The 12,586-nt window shown below is 60.0% G+C and carries 8 protein-coding genes and 1 pseudogene; all 9 read right to left on the bottom strand.

Annotated elements, in window-relative coordinates; translation table 11 throughout:
• Positions 1-30 precede the first annotated feature (30 nt).
• Positions 31-4,377 carry a primase-like DNA-binding domain-containing protein gene (locus N5098_RS15795; protein ID WP_267638815.1) on the bottom strand — a complete coding sequence of 1,449 codons (4,347 nt, stop codon included), beginning with the start codon at positions 4,375-4,377 and terminating at the stop codon, positions 31-33.
• A pseudogene (locus N5098_RS15805) lies at positions 4,343-6,536 on the bottom strand (VirB4 family type IV secretion system protein). The gene N5098_RS15795 and the pseudogene N5098_RS15805 overlap by 35 nt, the downstream one beginning before the upstream one ends.
• Positions 6,529-7,650, bottom strand: coding sequence for a TraC-like domain-containing protein (locus tag N5098_RS15810; protein ID WP_096396457.1), 1,122 nt, complete (start codon positions 7,648-7,650; stop codon positions 6,529-6,531). The pseudogene N5098_RS15805 and the gene N5098_RS15810 overlap by 8 nt, the downstream one beginning before the upstream one ends.
• A gap of 2 nt (positions 7,651-7,652) precedes the next feature.
• The gene (locus N5098_RS15815; RefSeq protein WP_096396456.1) at positions 7,653-8,768 is read right to left on the bottom strand and encodes a TrbL/VirB6 family protein; all 1,116 of its coding nucleotides are present in this window, start codon (positions 8,766-8,768) and stop codon (positions 7,653-7,655) included.
• Positions 8,769-8,770: 2 nt separating this feature from the next.
• Complete coding sequence (locus tag N5098_RS15820) at positions 8,771-9,607, bottom strand: hypothetical protein (RefSeq protein ID WP_096396455.1); 837 nt, start codon at positions 9,605-9,607, stop codon at positions 8,771-8,773.
• Positions 9,608-9,610: 3 nt separating this feature from the next.
• Positions 9,611-11,347 (bottom strand): DUF8186 domain-containing protein, encoded by a 1,737-nt coding sequence (locus N5098_RS15825; RefSeq protein ID WP_096396454.1) that lies wholly within the window; start codon positions 11,345-11,347, stop codon positions 9,611-9,613.
• Positions 11,348-11,375: 28 nt separating this feature from the next.
• Positions 11,376-11,798, bottom strand: a complete 423-nt coding sequence (locus tag N5098_RS15830; RefSeq protein ID WP_096396453.1) for a DUF7985 family protein — start codon at positions 11,796-11,798, stop codon at positions 11,376-11,378.
• Between the two features lie 6 nt (positions 11,799-11,804).
• Positions 11,805-12,053, bottom strand: a complete 249-nt coding sequence (locus tag N5098_RS15835) for a hypothetical protein (RefSeq protein WP_049987855.1) — start codon at positions 12,051-12,053, stop codon at positions 11,805-11,807.
• A 203-nt stretch (positions 12,054-12,256) separates the two neighbouring features.
• Complete coding sequence (xseB, locus tag N5098_RS15840; protein WP_096396452.1) at positions 12,257-12,439, bottom strand: exodeoxyribonuclease VII small subunit; 183 nt, start codon at positions 12,437-12,439, stop codon at positions 12,257-12,259.
• Between the last annotated feature and the right edge of the window lie 147 nt (positions 12,440-12,586).

A 12,586-nucleotide genomic window follows, 5' to 3' on the forward strand; every position in this document is an offset into this window, starting at 1 on the left:
ATCTCGGGAATTGGGGCGCATACGTCCATTTCATGACTCAGATCCTTCTTTAGACCGGATGCAGACACCAGTGTAATGCCGTACGGGTTCCCCGTCGATTCGTTTCTTCGCGGAGTCCACCTCCATGTGGGTGTTGAGCTTCCGTGTGAACCAGCTCTTATTCAACGGATCGTCGATGCCATGGGCCTCTGCCCAGTCGTTATAGAGGCCGAATACGTCATCTTTCGGCACGGCTCCATCCGCGTCTTCGATAAGATAGTCGTCGACGAACGATTCGAACGACGGTGGCGATGAGTTTTCCTGCTGTTCCTCGACCGTGCTATCTGGCTGGTGGGTCTGGTCAGCTGGTTCTTCAGCGGCCGCTGATTCGGGCGATACCGGACGAAGCGACCCATCGGTGATTGCCGAGAGGGGCTGCTTCTCACCGTCTTCATACACGACCGATTCCACCTCATCGTGAAGGATAACGATGCCATACGTCGAACGTGTGTAGTCTGGTACGGGGAGTTTGGCTTCGGGGACGAATGGCTTCTTGACACGCACCCAGCTGTCCTCGAACGCCGATTTCGTCTCGTAGATGTGTTGTTCACCGGGCTCGTATACGGCGTACTCGTCGGCAGCGTGGTCGTAGCTGTAGATGGCTGGCACACGATCCTTCGAGAGGGTCGCAAGCGAAGGGATTCGGATGTGTTCCGTCCCGCTGGCATCATGAAGGACGATTTCGTCGCCATCACGCCGCCAGATGTTCTGAGTCCCGTTCTCGTCGCCGTTCGCCGGTCGCACGGCCGTCACCCCACCTTCTTCGGTCGCTCCACCGTTGAACGTGAGATTCGAGTCAGTCGTGTAGAACCGTGTCTCACCATTCTGGAGGGTACGAACGAGTGGTGTGAGAATGCCGTCGACACGCTCGGCCCACTCAGTTTCGTCGTTTCCTGAGCGAACGACAAACAGCGGGATATCCCCTGCTTCTTGGGCTTTCCGGAGATTCGTGAGCACCTTTGCGGGATTCTCGGGTGTCGTCGTTTCGACTTCGATGGCGAATCGGTCTGCAACGTCGGGGTGGCTCGCCCTCGCGTCAGGTTTCTCGCTGCCATCCTGTGCGAGGATCGAGACAGTGAAGCCGAGTGCGGTGAGCTCTTCTTCGATCTGGAGGAGTGCTGCGTCGTGGACACTCCCACCAGCGGCCTGCACGCTACCAGTATCGGGCGTCGCGACCTCTTCGCCGGCGTCAGTGAGGCGGATGCGGAGCTCGTCGGCGTCGATATCGACGGTCGTATCGAGGTATCGTGATCGTTCTCGGATGTCCGCGAGTGCATCATACGATGGTGGTTCGGCGTCGACGTCGTCGAAGAGCCGCCTGAGTTCGTCGTCAACTGCTTCAACGGCCACCCAGCCGTTCTCCTCGCGGCATCCTTCTTGAAGCTGGAGACTCCGAACCACCTTGGCAATCGCGACGTCCAGGTCGTCGCTCGCGATATCGAGGCCCTCGTGTCCGTCGGCAGGTGTGCTCGTTGTTGCGGTGTCTGGCTCAGCCGGCACACCGTGTTCGTCGCTGATGTTCTCGTGCATAGAGGAGAGTGTCTCGGTGAACTGCTCCTCTTCACGCTCAGTGAGCGGGGATTCGCTCTCGGGGTGCCCCGGTGGAATCGGGAGTGGTTCGAGACTGAACGGATACGGCCCTGTTTCACCGAACGTCGGGCTTGGCAAGCTGGCGATCCACTCTCCGCGCGGCAACGAACGAATCCGATTGGCGAAATCCGCGGGGTCCATCTCTTCGTGGGCCATCGCTCGCGCCAGTTCCCGGTCGACGTTGATTTTCCCGATGAGCGAACTGCCGATGTTGTTCAGAGCATTCAGGTAGATCTTCCGCCCACCTTCAGCCTCCATCTGTTCGGGGAACTGCATCGACAGACCAACAGAGAGCCGGAATCCCCGCCCTTTCTCGAGGAGATCGTTCATGATGTCGGAGACCACGACCGACGCTGCCTCGTCGACGAGCAAGTTCACGACGTAGTCGTCCGAGTGCTGGGAGAGCGCCTGTTTGCGGTCCTTGAGGGCTGCATCGAGATTGGTCAGGATCACACCGGTCATGATCCGGGCGGCGTCGTCGCGGAGGTCGCCGAGGTCGAAGAGGATGACCGTATCCTCGTCGAGGACATCCCGAAAGTCGAACCGGTTCTCGGTATTGTTGAAGATCTGCCGCAGGTGCGTATCCTGTGAAATGTACGCAAGGCGGTTTCCGACACCGCCCATCACGTTCGCGAAGGTGTTCGAATCTAACTGGAGTTGCCGTCGAATCGTCCGGGTGACTTCCTCGTCGCTTGACCGTGGAGCGTCGCCGATGTTCTCGTTCGGTGGCCCGGCCTCCCAAAGCTGGTCGACGACGTGTTCGAGCTGTCGGTGGGCGAAGTAGTCCGTCGATGCTCGGTACTGCCCGTTCTCACGGCCGTATTTCTCGTCGAACAGTGCCTTGATGAGTGTCTTGATGAGGGTTGGGGCTACGGTCGCCCGCTCGTAGCGGTCGGTTCCCATCACGAGCTTCAAAATCTCCTCGTAGTGGTCGGCCTTCCGTTGGACGGCGTCTTCGCGGCGCCGTCCACTCTCCATCGACGGTTCGAGATTGAAAAACGAGAACCCGGGGAGGACGTCCGGGATCGGGAAGTGGACGACGTTCTCTTCGAGGTCGGTCATTCCGAACCGGCGTGCGTGAGCCCGCATGTAGTTCTGGGCCATGTCGTCGTTCTTCGGAATGATGAGGATCGTCGGCCCCTCGGTGTTGTTGTACAGCGACAGCATATCGTTGATGAGGGCTTTCGACTTCCCAGAGCCGGTTGTTCCGAACCGGCCGTAATGAGTGGGCAGCAGTCCGGGTGGAATGTGTGTCGGCTCGTCTTCGGCCTCGCCGGTGTCGTCGAGGGCATACCCGATTGCCATCCCGTCGCGGAATTCACTCATGAGGTCCTGGTGGGGGCGTGGCAATGGATTCCGACTCTGCTGTTCCGCACGCGTCCCACGTGCCCCCTCGACAGTCAGCTGTTCCGAGGAGGGCACGAGTACGAAATTCGCGAGTTCTCGGCCACTCAGGACGAACTCGGGTCGGGTCGTCCCACGGCCGGTCGTGATCTCACGATCCAAGAGCCGCTGCAGCGCCGCTCGTGCGTTCCGTTCTTTCGTGGCTGCCCGGAAGCCGCTGTCGCGTACCCGTTCGGCCGCAACCTCGTAGTACGGTCCGTCAAGCGGGTCGAATACCGGGACAAGTGATTGCATCCGATCATCGAGATCATCGCGACCGTCGTCCCCGGACGGAATCCCGATCGCTCGGATGTTCGCGGTGAACGACCGCTTCGGATTTTTCGCCTCGATTGCCGCGACACGTTTTGCAACGGCGTCGCTCAGCTGGTTTCTGTCCCGGCTCTCCGACTGATCGTCGAGTTCGAAAAGGGAGCCAATAATCTCCTGAGCGAGTGTGTCTCGTCCGTCGATGACGTCCTCCTTGCGAAGGTCGGCATCGGACTGCCAGCTCTCGCGTCGCTGGAAGACGGCCTGGAACGCTACTGGTGCTGTCGCCTCCATCAGGTGGTCGACAAGCGACGCGAGCGCACCACCTGGCTGATCGACGGCTGGGAGTTCTGCTTCGTCGTCGGCAGTGAATGGCGAGAGTGAGGTCATCCAGTCCTGTTTCCGAGTGGCCGACCCCTGCCACCGCACGCCGAGTGGGGAGACGGTCTTGGTCGCTGGCCGGGCGAGTATCGTCCCCTCTGTTGTCACCGTTGGTTTGGCAAGCGTCGTGAGTGGCTCATCCTCGGGAATCGCATCTGGTGGGGCGAGTTCGAGGGCGGTGTCTCCGATCTCGATGATGTGGTCGGCAGACAGGTCGCCGACCGTCCCTCCTTCCGCGACTGATTGGGCGTCTGCTTGCCTCGCTTGACTGTCTTCGTCAGTCCCACGTTCGTATTGCTCGTCAGGACCGAACTCGTACGTGAGATCGCCCGACTCATAGTGATCGACGAATGTCTCTCGGTCGAATTCCACAGGCTGCACGAGTCGGGATGCGACGTCGACTTTGGTACGCTCGATGTCGAACGTCTCGGGATAGATCGACCGGAGACGTTTCTCAAGCGTATCCAGATGGTCGTCAGCACCGTAGTAGAATTCGACGGGGTCGTCTGCACCCTCGCTGAGCGCGAGGAATTCGAATCGTAGCGGTGTTTTGCTGTGTAGCGGATTGAGTTTGTCAGCTAGCCCTGTCGAGTTCGTTAAGGTCAGTTTGTGGAGACTCTCCAGTGCCTGCGGCAGCCGCTCCGGATTGAGGCGTTCGGAGGTAGGCGTCACGCGGAGGTACTCACGCATCGTCGTCACCTCCCGCTGCGCCACCATCAGTCTCTGCTGGCGTCTGCTCAGGTGGGCGTTGTCCATTGTCGGTCGCTCGGCTTTCAATATCGTCTTGGAACGCCTGCACGTCCGCGTCCACGGCGTTCTCACCAGTCCCGGGGAGTGAGGCTCGCCGTTGCTCGGTTGGCTCGAAGTCGATGACCTGCTTCTCCTTGGGCATCGCTTTGACCTGGATCCCACGCCACTCGCCGTCGACGCCAACCAGTGCTTCGGAGAAGCCGGCGTCCTCGTTGCCGGGGACGGCGTCCTGGACGAACCGCATCTGTGCGTAGTTCAGCCCGAACTCGTCGGCCCACTCCTTGTCCATCCCGTCGAGGCGGTGGAACTGCTTGACGGCACACTGATCGAGGATCGCCTCGCTTTCGGCGTGCTCGAAGAACTCGTCGACGGTCTGGGTGACCAGCCGGATCGAGAGGTCGTGGTGGCGGTGGTGCCGGAACACCGTCTCGAGGAACGCCAGACTTGCGGCGTCCTGCATGATGTAGCGCGCTCGCGGCCTCTTTCTCCGAGACCTTCGCCCGTTCGTACACCAGCGAGATGAGTAGCTGCATCGTCAGTGCCGTGCTGCTGTCGACGCTGCCCTCCTGCTGGGCCAGATCGAGGTAGATGACCTTCTCGTCCCGGATGTCGAAATCCGATTCTTGGCCGAGGTTGGCGTGGCGACCGTCGTCCTCGAAGGGGCGCAGCTGATCGAGGAGCCACGTCGCGTCCTCTTTGATCTTCCCTGCCTCTTCGTCGGATCGAACGACGAACTCCTCAGGGTCGTCGACCATGTCCTCGAAGACGTCCATCATATCACGGATGGTCGGACTCGGATTGCTGTGCGTCGAGATGTCGTCGGTGATGCCGTTGCGCTGGTAGGCACGTTTGAGGGCGAGTTCGAGCGTAGTGCGCCGGTCTCCCAGTGAGATGCCCCGGAGGGCAAAGAAGTTCGTCAGGAAGCTCATCGCGTCGTCGAGTTTCTCGTTGAACGGGCTCGCGTCCTCGCCCATCGCCCGCTGGACGTGTTCGGGCGTCTCCCGAATCTCCAAGGGGTTCAGCCCGAGCGTCCCGCCGACTGTGATCCGCTTGGCGTCGAGCGCCTCCGAGACACCGGCCCAGTTGTTCAGCGGCTCGAGGATGATGCCGATACGGTCCTTACTCTGCTCGATGGAGCGGATGAAGTTCTGCTTCGAACTGAACGACTTCCCCGACCCCGTGTCGCCCACGGTGAACATCGCGTACCCGTTGTCCCGCGCGAACGGGTCGATGACCACGGGACTCTGGTTATCTTTGTGAATCCCGAACTCGACGCCGCCCTCCTCGAGAATCGTCGCGTTGTGCGGCGAGGACAGCAACGCGCCGACGGCGCCGCCGAGCGCAATCGATGTCCGCCCGAATTCGTTGTCACCAATGGGCGCGGCGGATTGGAGGGCGAGATCCTGCCGACAGATCGCCGTCTTCGGCGTGAGGTTCGCCGGGTCGTCGCGGAGCGCGCTCTTGACCGTCTGGACGGCATCTCTGAGTTCGTCTTTCTCGTCGGCCCGCACGGTGATGAACATCCCTTGGTCGAAGACGTTCGCGCCGTTCTCGACGGCCTTGTACGTCGCTGCGGCCTCGTTGGCGCGCTCTTGGAGATAGGCGCTCCGGATACTCTGTTCGAGGTCAGCATCGACCTGGAGGTCGTCAGCGATGTCCTGCAGTTCGTTCCGGGCCCGCTCCTGATTTTTCGGCGTGATGTGGGCCGTCAAATCGAACTGGACATCGGTCATCTCGAAGAGGTCGCTCAGATACCCGTCGTTGGGATAGTCGGCATAGTTAGCGATGTAGAGTGTCGTCGTCCACTGTTCGCCGACCCGTGCGGCTCGCGTTTCCCACTCGACAGCTCCGGGAGCGGTGACGGTCTTGTGCGACTCGGAGATGTCGTCGAGGAGCTTGCGTTCGGCCTCGCCTTCTTCGAGTGTCTCCTCGTCGAGGACATCGGTAAAGTCCACGTCTGGTTCATCATCCGCAGTGAAGCGGTCCCACAGGTACTTACTGCCGACGCCAAGGCCGAGACCCACTGCAAGGGCAAGTACTGCACTCTCTGCTGGTGTCAGATTCTGGAGCCACCCGGCGACGGAGCCAAGCGCGCCACCACCAGTCTGGAGGATCACGTTACGCATCGTGTGGGTCCTCCCGGCGCGAGTGGCCGATGATCGATTGGTCGCGAACGACACGTTCCGCCTCGTCGTAGTCATGTTCGCGGCCGTTCCAAAAGTCCATATTCAGAACGAACAGCTCGACCGTGCTGAGTCGACGTGCGGACCACCCCGACGCCTGCTGGATAAACTCGGAGCGAACGTCGTTCACGCGACTGTCGAGCTTCTCGAACATCTGCGCACGACGTTCGACGTCGGTGAGGTCCTCGCGGCGGGTGACGAACGGGTTGAACAGGAACCCGATGACGGGGAACTGGGTCAGCTTCTCGGCGGGGGTGCCCTCGTCGCGGAAGCGGTCGTACACTTCTATCGGGCTGACTTCAACGCCGATGTAGTACCGGACCTGCTGAATGCCCCGGTCACGCATCTCCTTCGGCCGTGTTTCCCGATATTCTTCGAGGAGTTCCCGGAAGATCGGGTTCTCCGTGACGTCTTCGTCCGTGAGCCGATCCTCGATAGTCTCGGTGATCTGCTCGACCGGGAAGGAACGAGTTGTGGCGTGGAGTTTGAGCTTCGAGTCCAGCTCTTTGTTGGCGAACTCTTCGCCGGCGTCTTGCAGCTGCGCCCAGTCGTCGGACATCGCGAAGTCCATGTTGGCCGGATCGATCTCGATGAACGCCTCCATCGCGCCGTCTTCACGCTGGATGGCACCAGCACCCGGCCACGCCCGCTTGATGTTCGTGAGGTCCTGTGTCCGCTCGTCCGGCTTGAACGGCGTGTAGTTCGCGAGTCCGCCTTCGTTGCGCTCTGACTCGTTGGTACTCGTGTCGGCTTCGGCGGGCGCACTGAACGTGATCTGAGGTCGCTTGAGGTACCTATAGACGTCTTTGGTCCACGTCCAAGCGTTCAGGTGGGTTGGTGAGACGTAGATGACGGCAACGCCAAAGCCAAGCCCGCCAGCGACGAACGGGAGGGCAAGCGACTCGATCCCGGTGAGGCCAGCGATAAACAGCCCAATAATGGGGAAGGCGATGAGCATGCCGACGTCTCCTTCCTCGATATTGAGATACGGGATGCGACTCTCCTCGCCGAACTGATCCATGATGCGCCGTGCGGCCGCGTCTTGATCTGCTGACATTGTTAGTGGATTCCTCGATCAAACTCCATCCCACGGTCGTCACTCGCCGATTCCGCTGTCGCTCCACCAGGGTCATTCTCTGTTCGACGGTACGATGGCGTCCCGCCATCGTCTCCTCCATGCCCACCGCGGGCAGCTGCCTTTTGTGCGACGGCGTGGCCAGCGGCGGCTTTCGGCCCCCACCGAGCGGCGGTCGTCGCGACGCCGGCGCCACCGACATAGGCACCGGCGGCGACACCACCAACGAGTGCTGCGCCTTTCGTCGCACCGCCGACGACTTTGGCCGTCAGCGGCGTCGCGTATTTGAACGTCTTCCACGTGATGTAGAGGGCGACCAGTGGAAGCGACGCCGCGACGAGATATTTGAGGAACGCTGTTCCGGGTGTGAGCGTTCCACCGCCGTAGATCAAATCGTACCCCTTGAGGACCATCGCTGCTGGGAGCGGGAGGACAGCCAACGGGACAAACCGTTTGCAGAACCCCATCGCGATATCGGATACGACCGGAATGTTTCCGTAGGCCAGTGCAAATGCAATCGGCATTCCGTACAGGTAGACATACAGCAGAATCATCCGGATGTAGAACAGCGCCTCCAGCGCCCACATCGAGATTCCACCAATCACGGCGAACAATAGTCCCAGCCCTGGGTTTGTGATAGATACCTCCAAGAATCCAATCATCGCCTCCGTAACCGAGGAAAGCTCCGGCATCAGGGCGATAGTGAATCCGTCAACGAGGTAGAGTGCAAGAGTTCCAACCCAATACCACGTAATGATTAGAAAAGCACCGACCCAGGCCGTCTTCTTCGTTTTTCGGGCTTCGTAGGTACTTCCAATATTGAATATCCGAACCGTGTGACGGCCCTGAACGCTCATCACGAGGAGCAAGAGGGCAACCAGCATGATTTCGCCGCCGATGAGAGCATCGTGAATCGCTGGCCAGGGTGCATTGGTTGGTTCACCGAAGACAAAAGCTCCGTTCGTCTCTGGAGTAGGTGTCCCGAACATTCCCTCAGTCAGAGTTTCATACCCTGATCTGAGACCGTCCATGAACAGCCCAATGAACCACTCAACGACGCCCTTGATACCCTCAAGGACGACATCAATGAGATCGACCATCGTTATACCTCAGTGATCGTGACCTCACAATCAGTCATATCGTCGGAACCAGTGTATTGAACGTTGTAGGTGCTTGAGACCTGATTTCCACCGACCCGTGTCTCAACGATAACAGTAAACTGGCCACTATTCCCGTCTGGGGAGCATCCCATCCCGTCCTCAGTTTCTGTACCGAACGGAAACGAACTACTGAACAGGTCGGCCGTCTCGCCGGGGGAAACTACTACCCGGTCGGTTTCGTGCATTCCACTGCCTCTGGGGTTCTCAATTGGATTGGGAACGTCCCCGGAGAAGATTAGTTCAGTTATCGCTTCCGGACCGCTTCCTGTGTTCTCTACCGTAACGAATGCCTCGCCATTCTTGATCCGGTCCGTCTCGCTCTCACCATAGACTTCGTCCCACGGCTTATCTGGGTTATTCCGATAGAGTCCGACATCCTGTATCTGAATCTCTGGACGGAGTTCAGTCGTGGTCTCAACTACTGTCTCCTCGCCTTTCAACGCGAGTACGCGGTACTCACCGGGCGCATATGCGGTGCCGATCTCGAATGAGACCTGCTGAGCACCTGCGGCTACGTCACGCTTCCCGAATAACTCGCCGTTCGGTTGGATGAGGTTGACTTGGTCGACGTCGGCCTCTTCGGAGAGTTCGACGACGAGTGTTGTCTCCTCGACAGCGATGCGCGTGAGTGGGCCGTTGCCATCTGGAGAGGTCGTTCCATCACCAGGCGTCCCAGAACCGCCATTGTCGTTCAGACAGCCAGCGACGCTTACGAGCGCAGCACCTGCGACTGTTCGGAGGGCGGTTCGCCGACTGATGTGTGGGTGGTTTCTAGTCATGGACTATGGGTTCCGTTGGAAGATGTCTTCTGGACCGAGCATTCGGAGGAGCCGCTTGCCTGCGTAGAACATCACAAGAAACGGGATGAGCTGCCAGCCGACCTCGAAAATAAATGCGAACCAACCGTCGATGGTGCCGAGCGGATGCCAGCGAGCAGTAGCCGTCGCACTCACATATGCGGGGTTGTGCCCGAGCCACGAACCCGGATGGTACCGTGCCGTGTAGATACCCGGCTCGTCGATCGTCACAATCGCCACCCCGGAGGCGTTGGTCTCGACGCGTTGCTCCGCGATGGTGATGTAGCCGTTGCGAGTGTTCCCGCCAATTGGATATCGTCGGTCGGGATCGCTGAGCACGATCGGTGCGCCGGTCTCGTTGTCTCGGAGTTCGATGCGGAGTGTGGCCTGACTTTCGTTCTGCTGGAGCACCTCAACCGTCAGATTACTGCGCCGGAGCTGCCGCTCTGAGCTAGCGTCAGGTGCCACAATCGAGGCGTTCACGCCCCGTACGATCCCCGCCACCTGGAGCGCGTCGCGGTCGACGTTCTCCGCGCGAACCGCAACACCGTACGTCGTCGTGTACGACTGGTTGACGATGTCGATGTTGATGTTCTCACCGAGCGTTCCGTCCGGAGACGGTCGGTCAGTGCCCCAGGTGTCGATAATCTCTGGGCCATCGCGAACTGGTTCAGCACGCGGGCCGATTCGCGACGGGTACGCGTGAATATAGACCGGAATCGCATCCGACTCGACGGTGGCGCTGTCGGTTCGGTTCGACCTGACGAGTGTATCCCAGTTGGTGTTCCGAGCGGTGTAGAACCGCCAGACGCCACGCACTCGTGCGCTTCCATTCTCCGTCAGCGTGTACCCCTGCCACGGTCTGGACTGGAAAATGGCCACACCGGCGTCACCATTGGGATACTCGGCGTAGTAGGGGTACGCCGAGAGGTCGTAGATCTCGACGGCGATCGAATCCGAGACGTTGAGCGATTCGGTTCGGTACGTGACCTCGACATCAGTCTCGTCGCCTCGGTCGATTCGCGTGGTCTTCTTCAACCGGACGCTGATCTCGGCTTCAAGCGTGAGGTTTGCACTCCAGTCATCCTCGATCTGGTAGTCGAGGGCCGGCGTGTGCGAGCCGTCGCGCTCGACGATGGTTTCGCCGTCCTTCTGCAATCGAACCTCCTCAACCTCGTTGCTCGCGAGCGACCACTCGATCGTCGTGTTCCCCGAAGAGCTCCCGTTCGGGACGCGAACGCGATAGTCGACGAACCCCCGCATCGTGCCGTTCGGCGCGATATAGAGCGGCGTGTCACCCGACTCCAAGTGACCTCGCGTCGACGGCTGCACTGCGAACACCGTGGCGTGGGCGTCCTCGATGAACACCCCGTCTTCGAGCGACGCGTGGCGCGGATGCACAGACGTATCCGACCCACCGGGTTCGAGATCAGCGAAATCGTTTCGCGTCCACGTTGCAGCTGTCGCCGGCGGGCGCGTGAACGTGATGTCCGTCCCGTTTGCGAGTTGGTGCATCGCGGTCCGGCTCTCGCCGTAGCGCTGCTGGTACTCCTCCTGGGTGATGTAGTTGTCCGCGTCGCGAGACCACAGCGTCGCTGATTCATTCTCAGTGAGCCCATTCCCCTCCGTGCCTGGCCGTGGCGGGCTTGCAGTGACGAGACCCGTGACTAAACTCGTCACGAACAGGGCGGCCATTAGCACGGAGAGCTCTCGTTGTGTCATGGGGGCTCGCGACGGGGGTGGTAGTCACCTACCAGGGGGCGAGGTCGACGCACTGCGCCAGCGGGAGGTTCATCATCGACCCAGCGACGGTGTAGAGTGGCCCGAGGGCGACGAGGACGACCGCGGACTTCATCGCCGACCGTTTGTGGCGCTTGAGGCCCTTCTTCTGCTCGGGCGTAATCGTGAACATCTCGATAAGGGAGTCAGCCTGCCACACGACTGCGAGGCCGACAATGCCCAGCGCCGTGGTAAGCTGGAAGAAGCCCTCGATCATGCTGGGAAGGTTGTCTGCGCTACAGACAGCGTTCGTCTGTGCGGCGGCGGGTTCCACAGCGAACAGGCTCAGGACGACGACGATGAACACAGCTTGCCTGGGAAGCCTACTCGATGCCGTGGACTGGCTGTCGGGGCGATTCGAAGCCGTCTCGGAGGGCGTATTGTCCTGTGACATAGCGGGTTACTCCTCTGCGTCGTCGACGAGTGCTTTCAGATCAGCGTAGCGGTTGGTCTCGTCGACGATCTCGTCTTTCGTGTAGCCCTGTTCGCGGGCCCGTTCGAAGAGATCTCGAAGCTCGTCGGGGTCGACGTCGCGAAGCTCCATCTCATCTCGGAGGGCGCGGCGATAGAGGGCGGAACCGTTGATATGGCTGTTCCACGTCAGGTACAGATCATCGATGTCTTCGATGGTGACTGCCCGTGTGATCATATGTGCGGGGTGGGTATGCACCGGTTGAGCCCCGGTCCATGGTGGTGCGATAGCTAGAAGATCGGTATATGCTTTCTGGCCACCAACTGGCGCAAAAATCTAAAGTAAATTATAACCGGAGAGTTCGTTCACCTCGCAAAGGCACCGTTAACCAACAATGGGGTTAGATTCCGTTGACTGTTGGTTAAGACTGAAATCGCGCTCTACTCGAGTTCCACGACCTCTCCACGCCCGTTGTCGAGGATTTCTCGCACCTCGGCCAAGAGTTCCTGACCTTCCTCGTGGAGCCTTGTTCCTTCATCGAGGTCACACTCGTCCGCATCGAGCTGTTTAATGATTTCTTCGACACGGGCCAGCCGGTCGTGGATCTCTTGGTCGTTTGCCACGTTTAGATCACCCCCAACCAAAGCCCAGTGATGGCCAACAACGAGGGTGTCATAGAACAGTTCTCATACCAGAGAGCAGGGTGAACGCTGAGGTGGTATGAGCCCAGCGACCCTGCAAGATAATCCTACGGTAGAGACGTTCTTCAA

It is taken from the genome of Halovenus rubra, assembly GCF_026586665.1.
In the GTDB taxonomy this organism is placed as follows: domain Archaea; phylum Halobacteriota; class Halobacteria; order Halobacteriales; family Haloarculaceae; genus Halovenus; species Halovenus rubra.

What these genes read in the sequence shown, in the direction of transcription:
- N5098_RS15795 (WP_267638815.1), bottom strand. Translation starts at nt 4,377, where the DNA reads ATGGTGGCGCAGCGGGAGGTGACGACGATGCGTGAGTACCTCCGCGTG.
- N5098_RS15810 (WP_096396457.1), bottom strand. Translation starts at nt 7,650, where the DNA reads ATGTCAGCAGATCAAGACGCGGCCGCACGGCGCATCATGGATCAGTTC.
- N5098_RS15815 (WP_096396456.1), bottom strand. Translation starts at nt 8,768, where the DNA reads ATGGTCGATCTCATTGATGTCGTCCTTGAGGGTATCAAGGGCGTCGTT.
- N5098_RS15820 (WP_096396455.1), bottom strand. Translation starts at nt 9,607, where the DNA reads ATGACTAGAAACCACCCACACATCAGTCGGCGAACCGCCCTCCGAACA.
- N5098_RS15825 (WP_096396454.1), bottom strand. Translation starts at nt 11,347, where the DNA reads ATGACACAACGAGAGCTCTCCGTGCTAATGGCCGCCCTGTTCGTGACG.
- N5098_RS15830 (WP_096396453.1), bottom strand. Translation starts at nt 11,798, where the DNA reads ATGTCACAGGACAATACGCCCTCCGAGACGGCTTCGAATCGCCCCGAC.
- N5098_RS15835 (WP_049987855.1), bottom strand. Translation starts at nt 12,053, where the DNA reads ATGATCACACGGGCAGTCACCATCGAAGACATCGATGATCTGTACCTG.